15 protein-coding genes are annotated in these 18,657 nt (G+C 65.3%); 12 read left to right on the top strand and 3 right to left on the bottom strand.

Annotated elements, in window-relative coordinates; translation table 11 throughout:
- The first annotated feature begins 172 nt into the window (after positions 1-172).
- Positions 173-1,714 carry an ABC transporter permease gene (locus AC1DKQ_RS01020; protein ID WP_476917977.1) on the top strand — a complete coding sequence of 514 codons (1,542 nt, stop codon included), beginning with the start codon at positions 173-175 and terminating at the stop codon, positions 1,712-1,714.
- A gap of 26 nt (positions 1,715-1,740) precedes the next feature.
- Complete coding sequence (locus tag AC1DKQ_RS01015; RefSeq protein ID WP_476882909.1) at positions 1,741-2,874, top strand: ABC transporter permease; 1,134 nt, start codon at positions 1,741-1,743, stop codon at positions 2,872-2,874.
- A 24-nt stretch (positions 2,875-2,898) separates the two neighbouring features.
- On the opposite strand, the gene AC1DKQ_RS01010 is transcribed toward AC1DKQ_RS01015, so the two are convergent.
- Positions 2,899-3,525 (bottom strand): PH domain-containing protein, encoded by a 627-nt coding sequence (locus AC1DKQ_RS01010; protein WP_476882741.1) that lies wholly within the window; start codon positions 3,523-3,525, stop codon positions 2,899-2,901.
- Between the two features lie 78 nt (positions 3,526-3,603).
- On the opposite strand from AC1DKQ_RS01010, the gene AC1DKQ_RS01005 reads away from it, so the two are divergent.
- The 5 genes from AC1DKQ_RS01005 (at position 3,604) to AC1DKQ_RS00985 (ending at position 11,254) form a co-directional block, all read left to right on the top strand.
- Positions 3,604-5,430, top strand: coding sequence for an ABC transporter ATP-binding protein (locus tag AC1DKQ_RS01005; RefSeq protein ID WP_476917976.1), 1,827 nt, complete (start codon positions 3,604-3,606; stop codon positions 5,428-5,430).
- Positions 5,431-5,744: 314 nt separating this feature from the next.
- The gene (locus AC1DKQ_RS01000) at positions 5,745-7,385 is read left to right on the top strand and encodes a peptide ABC transporter substrate-binding protein (RefSeq protein ID WP_476917975.1); all 1,641 of its coding nucleotides are present in this window, start codon (positions 5,745-5,747) and stop codon (positions 7,383-7,385) included.
- A gap of 221 nt (positions 7,386-7,606) precedes the next feature.
- The gene (locus tag AC1DKQ_RS00995) at positions 7,607-8,536 is read left to right on the top strand and encodes an ABC transporter permease (protein ID WP_476882744.1); all 930 of its coding nucleotides are present in this window, start codon (positions 7,607-7,609) and stop codon (positions 8,534-8,536) included.
- Positions 8,526-9,521: an ABC transporter permease gene (locus AC1DKQ_RS00990; protein ID WP_476882745.1), complete on the top strand. Its 996-nt coding sequence runs from the start codon at positions 8,526-8,528 to the stop codon at positions 9,519-9,521. The genes AC1DKQ_RS00995 and AC1DKQ_RS00990 overlap by 11 nt, the downstream gene beginning before the upstream one ends.
- 11 nt (positions 9,522-9,532) lie before the next feature.
- A complete protein-coding gene (locus AC1DKQ_RS00985; protein ID WP_476882746.1) occupies positions 9,533-11,254 on the top strand; it encodes an ABC transporter ATP-binding protein in 1,722 nt (573 codons plus the stop codon).
- Between the two features lie 136 nt (positions 11,255-11,390).
- On the opposite strand, the gene AC1DKQ_RS00980 is transcribed toward AC1DKQ_RS00985, so the two are convergent.
- Positions 11,391-12,206: an SGNH/GDSL hydrolase family protein gene (locus AC1DKQ_RS00980; protein ID WP_476917974.1), complete on the bottom strand. Its 816-nt coding sequence runs from the start codon at positions 12,204-12,206 to the stop codon at positions 11,391-11,393.
- A 399-nt stretch (positions 12,207-12,605) separates the two neighbouring features.
- Between AC1DKQ_RS00980 and typA the strand changes: the two genes are divergently transcribed.
- The 3 genes from typA (at position 12,606) to AC1DKQ_RS00965 (ending at position 16,078) form a co-directional block, all read left to right on the top strand.
- Positions 12,606-14,534, top strand: a complete 1,929-nt coding sequence (typA, locus tag AC1DKQ_RS00975; protein ID WP_277522627.1) for a translational GTPase TypA — start codon at positions 12,606-12,608, stop codon at positions 14,532-14,534.
- Positions 14,535-14,582: 48 nt separating this feature from the next.
- Entirely contained in the window at positions 14,583-14,939 is a 357-nt protein-coding gene (locus AC1DKQ_RS00970) for a hypothetical protein (protein ID WP_476882748.1), read from the top strand.
- A gap of 329 nt (positions 14,940-15,268) precedes the next feature.
- A complete protein-coding gene (locus AC1DKQ_RS00965) occupies positions 15,269-16,078 on the top strand; it encodes a type IV toxin-antitoxin system AbiEi family antitoxin domain-containing protein (RefSeq protein WP_476917973.1) in 810 nt (269 codons plus the stop codon).
- A gap of 536 nt (positions 16,079-16,614) precedes the next feature.
- Here AC1DKQ_RS00965 and AC1DKQ_RS00960 read toward each other — a convergent pair.
- The gene (locus AC1DKQ_RS00960; RefSeq protein ID WP_476882751.1) at positions 16,615-16,863 is read right to left on the bottom strand and encodes a putative acetyltransferase; all 249 of its coding nucleotides are present in this window, start codon (positions 16,861-16,863) and stop codon (positions 16,615-16,617) included.
- 150 nt (positions 16,864-17,013) lie between these two features.
- Here AC1DKQ_RS00960 and fdxA point away from each other — a divergent pair, with 150 nt between their 5' ends.
- Positions 17,014-17,340, top strand: a complete 327-nt coding sequence (gene fdxA, locus AC1DKQ_RS00955) for a ferredoxin (RefSeq protein ID WP_091248992.1) — start codon at positions 17,014-17,016, stop codon at positions 17,338-17,340.
- Positions 17,341-17,352: 12 nt separating this feature from the next.
- Positions 17,353-18,501, top strand: a complete 1,149-nt coding sequence (gene dapC, locus AC1DKQ_RS00950; protein ID WP_476882752.1) for a succinyldiaminopimelate transaminase — start codon at positions 17,353-17,355, stop codon at positions 18,499-18,501.
- The last annotated feature ends 156 nt before the right edge of the window (positions 18,502-18,657 follow it).

Raw genomic sequence — 18,657 nt, 5'->3', positions numbered from 1 at the left:
ACCCCAAGTAACACTGCTGGAAAGGCGTCGGGACCACAGCTTCTTCGGTCCCGACGCCTTTCTGGCGATATCCTAGCGATGCCGTGGCCCCGCCGCCACATCGGCGGGAACCGGCCAAACTCCGCGACCGGTCCGGGCAATCCCCGGGCCCGAACTCCGAGGTTCTATTCCAATGGTGACCTACATCTTCCGGCGGCTTGTGACTGCCGCCCTCATTCTTCTCGGCGCATCCTACTTCGTGTATCTCCTGACAGCGGCGTCCGGAGATCCCCTCGAACAGTTCCGCGACAACCCCTCGCCGCAGAAGCAGGCGCTCATGGATGCGAGGACCGAGCTCCTGCAGCTGGACACCCCTGCCCCGCTGCGGTATTTCAAGTGGTTCGGCGGCGCGATCCAGTGCGTCATCCCGTTCGCCAACACCTGCGATCTCGGGAAAAACATCGCAGGCCAGCCCGTCACTGAAGCCCTCGGCAACGCGCTCATCCAGACCCTGACCCTGGTCACCGGGGCCACTGTGCTCGCCATCCTGATCGGCATCACCCTGGGTATCATCACCGCCCTGCGGCAGTACAGCACGCTGGACTACGGCGTGACGTTCATGGCCTTCCTGTTCTTCTCCCTGCCGATCTTCTGGGTGGCCGTCCTGCTCAAGGAATTCGGCGCAATCGGCTTTAACGACTTCCTGCGAAACCCCGAGGTGCCGCTGACAGTGGCGCTTGGCATCGGCGTCGTCGCCGGCGCGCTGACAGCCGTCGCGGCGGGCGGGGCCATGAAGCGCCGGCTGCTGGCCGGAGCTGTCGCCTTCGTCTTCGTCAGCGCGGTGCTCGTCTACTTTTCCGCCACCGAATGGTTCAAGACGCCGGGCCTTGGCCCCGTGGTCATCGCCATCGCCGGGTCGGGCATCGCCTTCGCTGTGACCCTGCTCTCCGCCGGGCTGAAAAACCGCAAGGCCCTGCAGTCCGCCCTCATTGCCGTCGGCGTCGGCGTCGTGCTGTACTTCCTCCTTCAGCCGCTGCTCAACGAGGCCACGTTCGTGATGATCGTGCTGCTGGCGATCGCCTTCGTACTGATCGGCATGGGCATCGGCTATCTGGTGGGAGGCTATGACCGCGGGCAGTCCATGCGGGCGGCAGCCATCACCTCGTTCCTAGTCGGCTTCCTGATCCTGCTGGACCGCTACATGCAGGCATGGCCCACCTATTTCAATAACAGCCGAGTGCGCGGCCGCCCTATCGCCACCATCGGTGCCACCACACCGAACATCCAGGGCGACTTCTGGGTCCTGAGCCTTGACTCGTTCACCCATCTGATCCTGCCCACCCTGGCCCTGATCCTCATTTCGCTGGCCAGCTACACTCGGTTCACGCGCTCCTCGATGCTGGAAATCATGAACATGGACTACATCCGCACGGCCCGGGCCAAGGGCCTGAGCGAGCGGACCGTTGTCATGCGCCACGCCTTCCGCAACGCCCTGATTCCGATCGCCACGATCGTCGCCTTCGACATCGGAGCACTGATCGGCGGCGCCGTCATTACCGAAACCGTCTTCTCGGTCCGCGGCATGGGCTTCCTGTTCCTGGACGGGATTGCGCACGTAGATCCCAACCCGGTTATGGGCGTCTTTATCTGCGTCGCCATTACGGCCATGGTCTTCAACCTCATTGCGGACCTGGCCTACTCCGCACTGGATCCGCGCGTAAGGGTAAAATCATGAGCCAGCCAAGTCAGCAGGAAGTCATCATGGCCGAAGATGCAGCCTCGCGGATATCAGCCGCGGCCGGCATTGAGCCGGTCCTCGAGGCAAAGGGCCTCAGCCAGGGCCAGATTGTCCGGAAGCGGTTCCTCGGACACTCCGGCGCCATCATCGGCCTCGTGGTGTTCTCGTTCATTTTCATCCTGGCCTTCACCTCGGTGGGCTACCTGGGCATCCCCGGCTGGTGGAAGTACACGCACGAGCAAGTCTCCCCCCTCGTCAACGGCGGCGCACCGACCTCCTCATTGTGGCCCCCGGCCTGGGGCGAACATCCGTTCGGCCAGGACCGGATCGGCCGCGATCTCTTCGCCATGACCATGCGCGGTGCGCAGCAGTCCATCACCATCATGATCGTGATCGGCCTCATCGCCGGCCTGATCGGCGTGGTGGTCGGTGCCATCTCCGGCTACTTCCGGGGTTGGGCCGAGGCCATCCTGATGCGCCTGACCGACGTCATTATCATCATTCCCGCCCTGCTTCTGGCTGCCGTCATGGCCCAGCTTGCCGGCCGCCGGGACCAGGGAAGCTGGTTTGCTTCCTTTGCCAGCACCAACGGCGTACTGGCCCTCGGAATCTTCTTGGGCCTGATCAGCTGGGTCGCCCTGGCCCGCCTGATGCGCGGGGAGTTCCTGTCACTGCGCGAACGCGAGTTTGTCGATGCGGCCCGGATTTCCGGCGCCAGCAATGCCAGGATCATCTTCAAGCACATCCTGCCCAACGCCGTCGGCGTGCTGATTGTGAACGTGACCCTCACAATGTCCGCCGCGATCCTCACGGAAACGGCATTGAGCTACCTCGGCGTCGGCGTCAAGGCTCCGGACACGTCCCTGGGCCTGCTCATCTCGCAGAACCAGCAGGCCTTTGCCACCCGGCCGTGGCTCTTTTGGTTCCCGGGCATGTTCATCGTGCTCATCTGCCTCAGCATTAACTTCATCGGTGACGGCCTGCGGGACGCCTTTGACCCGCGGCAGAAGAAGTTCAATGCCAAGAAGGCTGCCGATCACGGCGGACCCGCCGTGCAGGCAGGCACTGTGACCGGTCTGGACGGCACCGATCAAGCGGGGTTCCGGCCCGAGGAGCCGGGGCACGACGGGCCGGCTGACGGAACACGGGGCCAGTAAATGCCGGCCCCGTGCAGGCACCGGCTACCTGGCGGTAACCGCCAGGTAGCTGGCCGCCAGGAGCAGTACGACGGCGCCGATCGCCACCCAGCGAACAGTGACGGTGGCGGCGGTGCTGGAGGCCTCTCCGGCCGCGAGCTGCCCGCCTTCCACCAGCTCATGCCACCGCGCCCGCACCAGCATGGCGGCCTGCCCCGAGTCCGTGGTCTTCAGATCGCCCGGACGGACCGACTTGCCGGGGCCGTAGCTGGTTGCCGGCAGGCCGTGGAGGTCTTCCGGGCGGGCGTGGCGGCCGCCCCAGATGCCGGGGGCGGGCGCGGCCCAGGACGTGTAGCTCTTCTCTGCGGTGACCAGCGTCAGTGCAAAGCGGGTATCGACGTGCACCAGCGCGGCCCACGGCACCTCAATCGAGCGGAACGGATTTTCCAAGGTGACGCCGGCATCGTGGACCACAACGGAGGGCATCCAGAACAATTGCCAGCCCATGAAAGCGATGAAGGCCAGCGGGGCGACGCCGCCCAGCGCCGCCGGGCCTGCCATGACGATCGTGGCAACAACACCGAACGCGGCTACCGCCCAGGACAGCCACGCGAACCATTTGTTGGTTCGTGCTTTGAAGACTTCAACTTTTCCGGCGTGCGCAGAGCTCATGCCCCCAATAATTCAGTATTCCGAGCCGCAGCACTAATCCCCGGTGCACCGGCGGCCCGGGCGGAAGGATAGCCCATCATGACTGACTTCATCACCCTCGATCCTCCGGCGTCACCCGCGCCTAGCAAAGGCGAAACCGTCCTGGAGGTCCGGGATCTCAGCGTGGATTTCGGTGTGGACAAGAAATGGGTCCCGGCTGCGATCGGCCTGAACTACGAGGTCCGGGCCGGCGAAGTCCTCGCCATCGTGGGGGAGTCCGGGTCCGGAAAGAGCGCCAGTTCAATGGCGCTCCTGGGCCTGCTGCCCAGTAACAGCCGCGTGAGCGGAAGTGTCAAGCTCGGCGGCCGTGAGCTGCTGGGGAGCAACGAGGCCAATATCCGCGCAGTACGCGGCAAGGACGTCGCGGTGATCTTCCAGGAGCCGATGACGGCCCTCAACCCCGTCTACACTGTGGGCGCGCAGATCGTGGAAACTGTGCGTCTGCACAATGAAGTATCCCCGGAAGAAGCCAGACTCCGCGCCCTGCGCATGCTGGAACTTGTCGAACTGCCCGATCCGGAGAAGGCCTTCCGCTCCTACCCGCACCAGCTTTCCGGCGGCCAGCGCCAGCGCGCCATGATCGCGCAATCGCTCTCCTGCGACCCGAAGCTGCTCATCGCCGATGAGCCGACCACGGCCCTCGATGTGACCGTCCAGGCCGAAATCCTTGACCTCATGCGCAACCTGCGGAACAAACTGGACAGTGCCATTGTGCTGATCACCCACGACATGGGGGTGGTGGCAGACCTCGCCGACCGGATCGCCGTCATGCGCAAGGGCCTGATCGTGGAAACCGGGACGGCGGCGCAGATCTTCCACAACCCGCAGCACGAGTACACCAAGGCGCTGCTGGCCGCGGTCCCGCACCTGGGCCAGGGTGGCGCCGATTCCGCGGCGGACGTGGACGTCACGGCCGCTCTCGCCGCCGCGACCCACGTCGAGATCCTCTCCATTCCGGAAGATGAGCTGATCCGGCGGGAGCGCGAAAATGCCGCTGCCCTGGCCGTGGCCGAGGCGGCCAAGCCGAAGGGCGAGCCGGTCCTGGAGCTCAGCGATGTCGCCATCGAGTACCCGAAGCAGGGCCGGGTGCCGGCCTTCCGTGCCGTGGAAGGGGCCAATCTGGTCATCTATCCCGGACAGGTAGTCGGCCTGGTCGGCGAGTCGGGTTCCGGCAAGACCACCATCGGCCGGGCCGCCGTCGGCCTGCTGCCGGTGGCGGCAGGCACCATGCGCGTGGTGGGGCAGGACATCTCCGCCGCCAAGCAGAACGGCCGCCAGCTCCGCGAGATGCGCCGGCATGTGGGCATGGTGTTCCAGGATCCGTCGTCGTCCCTGAACCCCAGGCTGCCCATCGGGGAAAGCATCGGGGAGCCGATGTTCCTGGCACGGGCCGCGAAGGGCGCCGAACTGCAGCACCGGATTGAGGCGCTGCTGGACCAGGTCGAGCTGCCGCGGGACTACCGCAACCGCTACCCGCACGAGCTCTCCGGCGGACAGAAGCAGCGTGTGGGGATCGCGCGTGCCCTCTCGCTCAAGCCGAAGTTGATGGTCGCCGATGAGCCCACATCCGCCCTCGACGTCTCCGTCCAGGCCAAGGTGCTCGACCTCTTCCAGAACCTGCAGAAGGAACTGGGCTTCGCCTGCCTCTTCGTCACCCACGACCTCGCAGTGGTGGACGTGCTCGCGGACCGGATCTGTGTGATGCAGCGCGGCAGGATCGTGGAGCAGGGGACCCGGGACCAGATCCTCCGAAATCCCCAGGAGCCCTACACCCAGCGGCTCCTGGCGGCCGTTCCGCTGCCGGATCCGGACAAGCAACGCGAGCGCCGCGAACTGCGTGCGCAGCTGCTGTCCGGGGCCAGCTGAGGTGTGCCCTGAGGCGAGCTGAGGCGTGCCCCGGGGGCTAAGAACCGCCAGATTCCAGTTAATCGCGGGTAACCCGGGTCACACGGCGGACATATAGTACCAGCCGGTAGCGTGTGACTTGAAATACATCGCGCTTGACGTTAACCGTCATGAGATTGTCGGATCACGGTTTGGCAACGGAGTTCCAACATTTGGACAGTTAAGGGCTAGGCTACTTCCATATGTAGGCCACGTCACAGGGGATACCCCTGTGCCTGCTTACGGGGAAGCATAAGTTTTTCCCTCACGAACTCCCACAACTCATAGGAGGCGGAATGCGTTTTTCGCGCACTTCCAAAGCACTGGGCATGGTGGCTATCGCCGCCCTCGCCCTGACCGGATGCGGTGCCAGCGGCTCTGCAACCGGTAGCGGCAGTACCGGCGGAGACACCACCAAAGTGATCTTCGCCGATGGCTCCGAACCCCAGCGTCCCCTCATGCCGGCCGACACCAACGAAGTTGGCGGCGGCAAGGTCATCGACATGATCTTCGCGGGCCTGGTCAGCTACGACCCCAGTGGCAAGCCGGTCAACGAACTCGCCGAGTCCATCGAGGGCAAGGACGGCCAGCACTTCACCATCAAGGTCAAGAAGGACCAGAAGTTTACGAACGGCGAGGCCATCACGGCCAAGACCTTCGTCGATTCCTGGAACTTCGGCGCCGCAGCCAAGAACGCCCAGCTCAGCGGTGGCTTCTTTGAAAGCATCAAGGGCTACGACGAAGCCAGCAAGGAAGGCTCCACCGTCACGACCATGTCCGGTCTGAAGGTGGTTGACGACCAGACGTTCACCGTTGAACTGAAGCAGCCGGAATCCGACTGGCCGCTTCGCCTCGGCTACACCGCGTTTGTTCCGGTTCCCTCCGGCGCACTGAAGGACCCGAAGGGCTTCGGCGAGAAGCCGGTCGGCAACGGCCCGTACAAGCTTGCGGACGGCGGCTGGCAGCACAACGTGCAGATCCAGCTCGTTCCGAACCCGGACTACAACGGCCCGCGCAAGGCCAAGAACGCCGGCGTGACCTTCAAGATCTTCCAGAACGACGACTCGGCCTACCAGGCGCTGATGTCCAACGATCTGGATATCCTGCAGACCATCCCGACCAGCCAGCTGAAGAACTTCAAGTCTGACCTCGGCGACCGCACCATCAACAAGCCGTACGCCGGCAACCAGACCATCGCCATCCCGGAATACCTGCCGGAATGGAGCGGTGAGGCCGGCAAGCTCCGCCGCCAGGCGATCTCCATGGCCATCAACCGCGACGAGATCACCAAGGTGATCTTCAACGGCGCACGCCAGCCCGCCAAGGACTTCACAGCCCCCGTGCTTGACGGCTACAGCGACGCGATCCCCGGTTCCGACAACCTGAAGTTCGACGCCACCAAGGCTAAGGAAGCTTGGGCCAAGGCCGACGCGATCAAGAAGTGGGACTCCAACGAGACCTTCACCATTGCCTACAACGCCGACAAGGGCGGACACAAGGCTTGGGTTGAGGCAGTTGTCAACCAGCTCAAGAACACCCTCGGCATCAAGGTTGAAGGCAAGCCGTACGCTACCTTCAAGGAAGCCCGCAACGACGCCACCGCCAAGACCCTCACCGGCTCCATCCGCGCCGGCTGGCAGGCAGACTACCCGTCGCTGTACAACTTCCTCGGACCGATCTACAAGACCGGTGCCGGCTCCAACGACGCTGGCTACGCCAACCCGACGTTCGACAAGGCCGTCTCTGACGGCCTGAACGCCTCGTCGGTCAGCGATGGCAACAAGGCCATGAACAAGGCCCAGGAGATCCTCCTGACGGACCTCCCGGCCATCCCCCTGTGGTACCAGGTTGCCCAGGGCGGCTGGAGCGACAAGGTCTCCAACGTTGACTACGGCTGGGACGGCGTCCCGCTGTACTACAACGTCACCGGTAAGTAACACCTAAACGACGGCGGGGGCCGCCCTTTATGGGGCCTCCGCCGTCGTCGTGTTTTCCCGCCATTTATTTTCTTGATGCCCGGCTCTCCGGGCGAACTTTTCGCAGCCCTGCGCCGTGAACGAACCGGCGCCGGTCTGCATCCATAGTGAAAAGGTTCTTTGATGAACAACTCCGCCGCATCCCTGGACAGGATGCCTGCCAACGAGGGTGTGACTCGCTGATGCCGACATACATCCTCAAGCGTTTCCTGCAACTGATTCCCGTCTTCCTGGGCGCAACACTGCTGGTCTACTTCCTGGTCTTCAGCCTGCCCGGGGACCCCATCGTGGCACTGTTCGGCGACAAGCCGGTCAACGTGGCCGTGGCCGCCAAACTGCGGGAGCAGTACCACCTGGACCAGCCGTTCTGGATGCAATACCTGCTCTACCTCAAGAGCATTTTCACGTTCGACCTCGGCCAGGACTTCTCCGGACGCCCCATCGCCACAGTGCTTGGCGAGGTCTTCCCCGTCACGGCGCGGCTGGCCATCATGGCCTTGATCTTCGAAGGTGTTTTCGGCATTGTCTTCGGCCTCATCGCTGGCCTGCGCAAGGGCAAGTTCTTTGACGCCACGGTCCTGGTCGCCTCCCTGATCGTGATCGGGATCCCGATCTTCGTTTTGGGCTTCCTGCTGCAGTTCACCATCGGCGTCCAGCTCGGCTGGGCCAAGCCGACCGTAAGTTCTGCCGCGACGGTCCAGGACCTCATCCTGCCGGCGATTGTGCTTGGACTGGGTTCCTTCGCCTATGTCCTCCGCCTGACCCGCACGTCCGTCATTGAAAACATGAACGCCGACTATGTGCGCACCGCCACCGCCAAGGGCCTCTCCCGTTTCCAGGTGGTCCGGGTCCACATCCTGCGCAACTCCCTGATTCCCGTCATTACGTTCCTCGGCGCCGACCTCGGCGCCCTGATGGGCGGGGCAATCGTCACGGAAGGAATCTTCAACGTCCCGGGCGTAGGCAACCGGCTCTACCGGGCCGTCCTGTCCGGCGAGGGTCCCACCGTGGTCTCGATCGTCACCGTCCTGGTGCTGATCTACTGCCTGTCCAACTTGCTCGTTGACCTGCTGTACGGCTGGCTTGACCCGAGGATCCGTTATGACTCCTGATAACACCACCACCGCACGGCACACCGTTGCCACCCGTCCGGTCCGCCGGTCCGAGCACTTCGTGGCCGATGTCTCCGAGACCCCGCTCCAGGTAACGGACCGGGTCAAGGACGAAGCCGCACCGCTGAGCCTTTGGGGCGAGGCCTGGAAGAACCTGCGCAAGCAGCCGCTCTTTCTCATCTCCGCATTCCTGATCCTGGTGGTCCTGGCGGTCTCCCTCTTCCCCGGGCTCTTCTCGCCGATCGACCCGACCTCGGAGGCGTGCCAGCTGGCCAACTCCGACGCCGGCCCCGCCGCGGGCCACCCCCTGGGCTTCACCCAGCAGGGCTGCGACGTCTACGCCCGCGTCATCTTCGGCACGCGCTCCTCGGTCACAGTGGGCCTGTTGACCACCATCGGGGTCCTCTTGATCGGCGGCATCCTGGGTGCCGTGGCCGGCTACTACGGCGGCTGGATCGACTCCGTCCTGGCACGCATCAATGACATCTTCTTCGCCCTGCCCCTGATCCTGGGCGCGATCGTGCTCATGCAGCTGCCTGCGTTCCGGACAAACAAAACGGTCTGGACGCTGGTGCTCATCCTGATCATCTTCGGCTGGCCCCAAATCGCGCGCATCACCCGCGGCGCCGTCATCGAGGTCCGGAACGCCGACTTCGTCACGGCCGCCCGCTCGCTGGGCGTCTCGAAGTTCGGTGCCCTCATGCGCCACGTCCTGCCGAACTCGCTGGCACCGATCATCGTCGTGGCCACCATCTCCCTGGGCACGTTCATCGTGGCCGAATCCACGCTGTCCTTCCTGGGCATCGGGCTGCCGCCCAGCGTCATGTCCTGGGGCAACGACATCCAGGCGGCGCAATCCTCGCTCCGGTCCAACCCGATGCCGCTGCTCTACCCGGCCATCGCGCTGTCCATCACTGTCCTGAGCTTCATCATGCTGGGCGATGCCCTGCGTGATGCCCTCGATCCCAAAGCCCGCAAGCGATGAAAGGGGACACCATGAGCGCCTCTGTTGAAATCCTGGAAGCTGAAGACGTCACTGAGCGCCCGCTGCTTGAAATCAAGGACCTGGCCATCGGGTTCACCACCAGCAACGGCGAGGTCAACGCCGTCCGCAACGCCCACCTCACCATCATGCCGGGTGAAACGGTTGCGATTGTGGGCGAGTCGGGCTCCGGCAAGTCCACTACCGCGCTGGCCGCTATTGGCCTGCTCCCGGGCAACGGGCGCGTCGCTGCAGGCCAGATCCTGTTCGACGGCGAAGACATCTCCAACGCCAGCGAAAAGCGGATGATCGAACTCCGCGGCAACAGCATCGGCATGGTCCCGCAGGACCCGATGTCCAACCTCAACCCGGTGTGGAAGATCGGCGACCAGGTCCGAGAGACGCTGAAGGCCAACGGTCTCCCGAGCGGCCCCGACGACGTCGCCAAGGTCCTGTCCCAGGCCGGGCTGCCGGACGCTGGTAGCCGCGCCAAGCAGTACCCGCACGAGTTCTCCGGCGGCATGCGCCAGCGCGCGCTGATCGCGATCGGGCTCGCCTGCCAGCCGCGCCTGCTCATCGCGGACGAGCCGACGTCGGCGCTCGACGTCACCGTGCAGCGCCAGATCCTGGATCACCTGGACAGGATGACCACGGAACTGGGCACCGCGGTGCTGCTGATCACGCACGACCTCGGCCTCGCCGCCGAGCGCGCCGACCAGGTGGTAGTCATGTACCGCGGCCAGGTTGTCGAATCCGGGCCCTCCCTGGAGCTGCTGCAGAACCCGCAGCACCCGTACACCCAGCGGCTGGTCGCCTCGGCGCCGTCGCTCGCGTCCCGCCGCATCCAGGCCGCCAAGGAACTGGGCGTGGAAACCGAGGACATGCTCGCCCCGAGCGAGACCGGCGTGGTTGAGCCGTCCAAGACGGACGAGGTCCTGCAGATCCAGAACCTGCGGAAGGTCTTCAAGCTGCGCTCGGGCCTGGGCAAGTCAACGGACTTCACCGCCGTCGACGACGTCTCCTTCAGCGTCAAGCGGGGAACCACGACGGCGATCGTGGGGGAGTCGGGATCCGGCAAGTCCACGGTGGCGCAAATGGTCCTGAACCTCCTGGCGCCGACCTCCGGCAAGATCATCTTTGACGGCGTGGACACCTCCACGCTGAACAGCAAGGAGATCTTCGCCTTCAGGCGCCGCGTGCAGCCGATCTTCCAGGATCCGTACGGTTCGCTGGACCCGATGTACAACATCTTCAGGACCATCGAGGAACCGCTGCGGACCCACAAGATCGGGGACAAGGCCAGCCGCGAGAAGAAGGTCCGGGAACTGTTGGATCAGGTGGCGCTGCCGCAGTCCACCATGCAGCGGTACCCGAACGAGCTCTCCGGCGGCCAGCGCCAGCGTGTCGCGATCGCCCGCGCCCTGGCACTGGATCCCGAGGTGATCATCTGCGACGAGGCCGTCTCGGCCCTGGATGTGCTGGTGCAGGCGCAGGTGCTGAACCTGCTTGCCGAACTGCAGTCCCGGCTCGGCCTGACCTACCTGTTCATCACCCACGACCTCGCGGTGGTCCGGCAGATCGCTGACCACGTCTGCGTCATGGAGAAGGGCAAGCTGGTGGAGACGGGTTCAACGGACGACGTCTTCGATGCGCCGCAGCAGGACTACACCCGGGCGCTGCTCAACGCCATTCCCGGCGCCGGTCTCATGCTGCCGCCGGAGGTTGAAGTGGCCTGAGCCGCTTCCCCTAGGACTTGAACAAGTCCGCCGCTAGCAGCAAGGAGCCGGTGTCCGCCCGTTGGGGCGGGCGCCGGCTCCTTTGCTTTTATCCTGGGCGTGCCCGCCCTGCGGGACCCTGGCGGGAGGACCGGCGTTAGCGGGACAACCCGGCGAGCATGCCGGGGTCTGCGTAGTCAAGGCCTAGTGACTCCAGCCGCTGGGAGAAAACGGCGCCCAGGGCCGCGTGGCCCTGCCGGTTCAGGTGGACCCCGTCCGCCATTGAACCCGTGAGGTTGTACCGGGTGAGCCAGTCGCCCGCGCTCACGAACGTCAGCCCGTGCCGGTCCGCCACCTTGCCCAGGACTGTGTCCACTTCGGACCGGCGCCCACCGCCGTTGTGGGCACCCCACGCGAGCGTTCCGACCATGATTACCCGGGCCGCGGGATAGCGCTGCTGGATGCTGGCGATCAGCCGCTCGGCGTTGGCGACGATCTGCGCGTTCGAGGCCCCGCGCGCGGCATCGTTCCCGCCGCCTTCGAGCACCACGAGGGGAGGGGTGCCGTACGGGAGTTTCCAGTCGCCGCGCTGGAGCGCGTCGATGTAGTTGCCGGTCTTGCCGTTGGACGCCACGTAGCCGGTGCCGCCCCGGCCGCAGAAGAAGACTTTGTACCCGGCGGCGGCCAGACCCTGCCTGGGCCAGCCGAAGGACGGTTCCGACTGTGAGTCGCCAATGAGCACGGCGACGTTGCTGGTGTTCTTGACGATGATCTCACTGCGGCCGTTTGCTGGATTGCGGTAGATCGAGCCGCCCGGCAGATCGGCGGGGTCGATGGTGGCGCCAATGCGCGTTTCCGCCGCGGATCCTGCAGCGACCGGCACGCCGGCGCCGTTGGCGGCTCCGGCCTGGCGGGCGGTCAGGGGCGCGCCCGCAGAGCCTGCGCCAGAATATCCGCCGTCGGAAGAGTCCACAACGGAAGAGCCTGCGTCGTTTGCAGGTGAAAAAGAGGCCGTCCCGCAGCCGCCAAGAACTACGCCTAGGGCGATCATCGTTGCGACAAAGCTGGACACGGCCGAGGCGTTTCGCATGAATGACTCCGGGCTTGCTTGCTGCTATCAGAGCAATGATGGTGCATGGGCGCCGGAAAATCCAGTGATTTTACTCACAGGTAATAAAGCACTTCCGTGCGCCTGTCCTGCTCCGGCGACCCCGTGAGGGCCAGCGCCCGGTTCGCATTTTAGGCCAATAAATGACCTAGCGTTTAGAATGGTAGAAGGTGCCCTGTGCCAAAGGGACTTATCCGTCGTGCGTTCCGGTTGGAAATGTCGCGATACAACAGCTGACTTCACCACTGAATCGAGCAATAACGCATGTCTGAAACCACCACCAACACCGCGGTAGCCACTGCATCGCGCAGTGACCTGCGCAACGTCGCGATTGTGGCCCACGTTGACCACGGCAAGACCACGCTGGTCGACGCCATGCTCAAGCAGACCAACTCCTTTGCCGCGCACAACCACCTCGAGGACCGGGTCATGGACTCCGGTGACCTCGAGCGTGAAAAGGGCATCACCATCCTGGCCAAGAACACCACCGTGGCCTACAACGGACCGTCCTCCAAGGGCGAGACCATCACCATCAACGTCATCGACACCCCCGGCCACGCCGACTTCGGTGGCGAGGTCGAGCGCGGCCTGTCCATGGTCGACGGCGTCGTCCTCCTCGTCGACGCTTCTGAGGGCCCGCTGCCCCAGACCCGCTTCGTGCTGCGCAAGGCTCTCGCCGCGCACCTGCCGGTGATCCTCCTGGTCAACAAGACCGACCGCCCCGACGCACGGATCGAAGAAGTCGTCCACGAGTCCATGGACTTGCTCCTGGGCCTGGCGTCCGACCTCGCCGACGAAGTTCCGGACCTCGACCTGGACAAGATCCTCAACGTCCCCGTCGTCTACGCCGCCGCCAAGGTTGGCCGCGCGTCGCTCGAGCAGCCGGCCGACGGTTCGGCTCCCGACAACGAGGACCTCGAGCCGCTCTTCCAGGCCATCATCGAGCACATCCCGGCACCGACCTACAACCCGAACGGTGTCCTGCAGGCCCACGTCACCAACCTGGACGCCTCCCCGTTCCTCGGCCGCCTCGCGCTGCTGCGTATCTACAACGGCACCCTGCGCAAGGGCCAGACCGTCGCCTGGGCACGTGCCAACGGCGAAATGAAGAGCGTCAAGATCACCGAACTGCTGGCCACCAAGGCCCTGGACCGCGTACCCGCCGAGTCCGCCGGCCCCGGTGAGATTGTCGCCGTCGCCGGTATCGAGGAGATCACCATCGGTGAAACCCTGACCGACGTCGACAACCCGCAGCCGCTGCCGCTGATTACCGTTGACGATCCCGCCATCTCCATGACCATCGGTATCAACACCTCGCCGCTGGCTGGCCGGGTCAAGGGCGCCAAGGTCACGGCCCGCCAGGTGAAGGACCGCCTGGACAAGGAACTGATCGGTAACGTCTCCATCAAGGTGCTCCCGACCGAGCGCCCTGATGCCTGGGAAGTCCAGGGCCGTGGCGAGCTCGCGCTGGCCATCCTGGTTGAGCAGATGCGCCGCGAAGGCTTCGAACTGACCGTCGGCAAGCCGCAGGTTGTCACCAAGACCGTCGACGGGAAAGTGCACGAGCCGATGGAGCACATGACCATCGACGTGCCCGAAGAGTACCTCGGCGCCGTCACCCAGCTGATGGCCGCCCGTAAGGGCCGCATGACCAACATGGCGAACCACGGCACCGGCTGGTGCCGCATGGAGTTCATCGTTCCGGCCCGTGGCCTGATCGGGTTCCGCACCAAGTTCCTCACGGACACCCGCGGCGCCGGCATCGCAGCGTCCATCTCCGAGGGCTACGAGCCCTGGGCCGGCCCGATCGAGTACCGCACCAACGGTTCGATGATCGCCGACCGCGCCGGTGTTGTGACGCCGTTCGCCATGATCAACCTGCAGGAGCGCGGCTCCTTCTTCGTCAAGCCCACCTCCGAGGTCTACGAAGGTCAGATCGTCGGCGAGAACTCCCGCGCCGACGACATGGACGTCAACATCACCAAGGAAAAGAAGCTCACCAACATGCGTGCAGCCTCCTCGGACACCTTCGAGAACCTGACGCCCCCGCGCGACCTGACCCTCGAAGAGTCCCTCGAGTTCGCCCGCGAAGACGAGTGCGTCGAGGTTACTCCGGAATCCATCCGCATTCGGAAGCTCATCCTGGACGTCAACCAGCGCGCCAAGTCCAACCGCGCCCGCGCCAAGGTCTAATCCCGGTCCCCGGGCTTTGGCTGAAACGTGATTAAGGGAGCTGCCGGTATGGCAGGCGGTATTGCCGCCGCCGTACCGGCAGCTCTTTTTGTTGCCCTGGCAGGCACGGCCCTGCACCGGCATGATCTGGTCCTGGACGGCGTGGACGTCCCGTGGGGCGCTGTCGCGGCGCTCGTGCTGCTGGGCTCGGTCCAGCTCTGGCTCGGGGCGGCGTTCCGTTCAGTCGTCCCGACGGCGGTATGCGGTGTCCTCTGTTACGCGCTGACCGGCTGGTGGTCCACCCTGGAAACAGGCAAGCGCCTGGTCCTCGGCGACACCTCGGGCAATATCTGGGTCTTCGGCATCGCAGGCATCACCCTGGCCATGCTCGCCTGGTGCCGGCGGTACCGGCGGCCGCCCGGCTAGGGCCCGCCCCCGGCTGTCCCTGGGACATGCTCATTTTTCATTGACTCGACCGGGCACAATGGCATCCTGTCCGCCGCAGGGCCGGCACGCGGGACATGTCCAGTCCTCATGGTTGGATCTGTTCGGCACTACCCCTGGTCGATGGACATGCTCATTTTTCATTGGCTCGACCGGGCACAATGGCATCTTGTCCGCCGCAGGGCCGGCACGCGGGACATGTCCAGTCCTCCCCAGTCCGGGTCCGCTGCAGCCCTGACCGGCCCGAGCGGTTGTCCACATAGCGCGATATCCGACTACGCGGGCGCAGCCTGCGGCTCCACCATGGGTAAATGGCCAATATCCTCGAGGTGCTCTCGAATCATGACGGCGTCGCCCGCGCCAAATACATTGCTGCGGCGGGCGTCTCCGATTCACAGCTCAAGACGGCGATGGCCGCGGGATCGGTGTCCCGGGTAGCCCGCGGCGTCTATGCCTTGCCCGGTGCGGACACGCAGCTGATCTCCATTCGCTCGCTTCCGGCGGAGCCGGCGTGCATCACTGCGGCCCACTTCAGCGGACTGTGGGTTCTCCAGACCCCAACCCAGCCGCATGTAGCCCTCACCCACAGCAGGCACTACCAGGGCTTCGTCTGCCACCGGGCATCCGCGCCGCCGACGCTCCTGGACACGGTCGTCCAATGCTTGCGCTGCTTGCCCGAACCTGACGGGCTGATCATCGCCGAATCCGCCGTGGTGCTGAAGGGACTCCCTCTGGGTTCGCTGCGTCAGCGGCTCGATGGCCGGAATGACTCCCGGGAACGCCGGATCGTATCGGCCATCGTCCCGCAGTCGCAGTCGGTCATCGAGTGCCTCGCGCGGTTTCTTCTGCGGCGGGCCGGCTTCCACGTTGAATCGCAGGTCAACGTTCCGGGCATGGGACACCTGGACCTGATGGTCGATGGCCGCCTCGGCATAGAGGCTGACGGGTCCGGGTTCCACATGGACAGGACGAGCTTCGAGGAAGACCGGCGGCGTTGGAACGTCACGACGCGACGCGGAATCCCGACGCTGATCGTGACTTACCAGCTGCTGAGGGAGCATCCTGACGAATTCATCACCATGGTGCGGGAAGCGCTGAACAGGCTGTCTGCCGCCGCTTAGAGTCAGACGCGAATTCCAAATTTCGGATGTCCTTGCCCGCGCCCTTGGACAGCGGCCCTGCGCAGTGATCCTGCTCGGCGCCCCTGGACTGTGATCCCGCGCTACGCCCCGAGCACCGTGATCCTGCGCTTCGCCCGCGGCGGCTGTGATCCTGCACTTCGTGTTTGCACCGTGATCCCACACCACGCCCAGTCACCACCGGACATGTCCACTTCTCCGTCGATTCACCACTGGACATGTCCCGCGCTGGCTGGCGCTGATGAGCATGACGGTGAAATGTCCATTGCTAGCAGCCGGGGGAGGGCATGTCCCTTGGTCGCGGGGTGGCGGGTGGGCATGTGTATGGCTCGCAGGCGGGGGAGGGCATGTCCCTTGGTCGCGGGGTGGCGGGTGGGCATGTGTATGGCTCGCAGGCGGGGGAGGGCATGTCCCTTGGTCGCGGGGTGGCGGGTGGGCATGTGCGGGGCTGGAAAGCGGGGGTGGGCATGTCCACTGGACGCCGACGCCCGTGCCCGCGCCCACCCACGGGCCGCCGCTCAGGCGCCCTGCACGCGCCGGGCGCGGCGCGGCGGGGGTGGCGGGACTTCCTTGGCCGCCACTACGAGGGGGAGAGCGATGACGACGTCGGAGTGGCGGGTGCGGACGGTGCACTCGCCGTTGGCGCGTTCCACGAGCTCGCCAAGGGCATCCGTCAGACCGCCGTCGATCCGGTACCGGACCACAACGCGCGTGCCGAGCGCGGCGCCGGAGAGGAACTGCTGGGGCAGGGGCAAGGGCGAGCTCATCTGATCATAGTAAGACGCGGAGCGTGTATGACGTCCCGCTAGGTTCGCGGGAACAGGCTGGGAGATAATAGGCTCGGAAGTCAGAAGCCCGGCTTAGGGCCTGGAAATCATCCGGCCGGTCGCCGGAAACAACGTGGAGAGGCCAGGGACGTGACGTACGTAATCGCGCAGCCGTGTGTAGATGTTAAAGATAAGGCATGCATTGAGGAGTGCCCCGTCGATTGCATCTACGAGGGTGAGCGTTCCCTGTACATCCACCCCGACGAGTGCGTGGACTGCGGTGCCTGCGAGCCGGTCTGCCCCGTGGAGGCGATCTACTACGAGGACGATACGCCCGATGAGTGGGCCGACTACTACAAGGCTAACGTCGAGTTCTTCGACGAACTCGGTTCCCCGGGCGGAGCGGCGAAGGTCGGGAACACCCACACCGACCACCCCATGATCGCCGCCCTGCCGCCGCAGAACCAAGACAACTAGGACGGCGCTACGGTGACATCCGCGCTGCGCACCTTCGGCCTGAGCCTGCCCGACTACCCGTGGGAGGCCATGGCGCCGTATCTCGCCACGGCAGCCCGGCACGAGGCAGGGGCCGTCAACCTTTCCATCGGAACCCCGGTGGACCCGACGCCGGCCCTCATCCAGGACGCGCTGCGCGCCGCGGCGAACGCCCCCGGCTATCCCACCGTTCACGGGACGCTGGCCCTGCGGGAAGCCATCGCCACTTGGTTTGGACGCCGGCGCGGGGTTCCCGGACTCGATCCGCGGGATGTGATGCCGACGGTGGGTTCCAAGGAACTCGTCGCGTGGCTGCCGTTCCTGCTCGGACTGAAACCGGGCGACGTCGTCGTCCGCCCCACGGTCGCATACCCCACCTATGACATCGGAGCCACCTTCGCCGGTGCGGAGCAGGTCGCCGCGGACGACCTCGACGAGCTCGACGCCGGCACCCGGGCCCGCGTGCGCCTGGTCTGGGTCAATTCGCCGGCCAACCCCACCGGCAGCGTCCGGGACATCGCATCGCTGCGGCGGATCGTCCGGCAGGCCCGCGAGCTCGGCGCCGTGGTCGCCTCCGACGAATGCTACGCCGAACTCGGCTGGGGGGAGTGGGACGTCCAGCGCGGCGGCACCCCGGTGCCCAGCATCCTGGACCCTGAGGTGGCAGAGGGCTCCCACGATGGCCTGCTCGCGGTCTATTCGCTGAGCAAACAGTCCAATGTGGCCGGCTACCGGGCGGCATTCGTCGCCGGCGATCCGGTGATCATGGCGAACCTGGTCAACAGCCGCAAGCACGCCGGCATGATTGTTCCGTATCCGGTGCAGGAAGCCATGCGGGTGGCACTCGGCGACGACGGCCACGTCCAGGCCCAGAAGGACCTGTACAGGGGCCGGCGGGAACGGATCGTGCCCGCGCTGGAGGCGTTCGGCCTGACAATCCATGAGTCCAGGGCGGGCCTCTATCTGTGGGCCACCGCCGGCGAGGCCACGTGGGACACCGTTGGCCGGCTCGCGGACCACGGGATCGTCGTCGGCCCCGGGGTGTTCTACGGCGACGCCGGCCAGGGGTTCATCCGGGTGGCGCTGACCGCCAGCGACGAAAGGGTCGACGCCGCCGTCTCGCGGCTGGCCCCGGAAGCGTAACAATGCTGTGACGCGTGCCACATGTGGCGCGTTTTAGGCGCTTTGGACGCCTCACGGATTAGTACCACCCGCGAAGTGAAGGTACTTTTTAACTGACGATCAATGGTGGCTTTCCACAAGAAGGCAGCGCAGCCTTTGGAAATCCTGTCCGCACAG

It is taken from the genome of Arthrobacter sp. 05L421 (assembly GCF_056397785.1).
The sequence above is the reverse complement of the archived record's forward strand: the minus strand, read 5'-3'. Positions and strand labels throughout refer to the sequence as shown.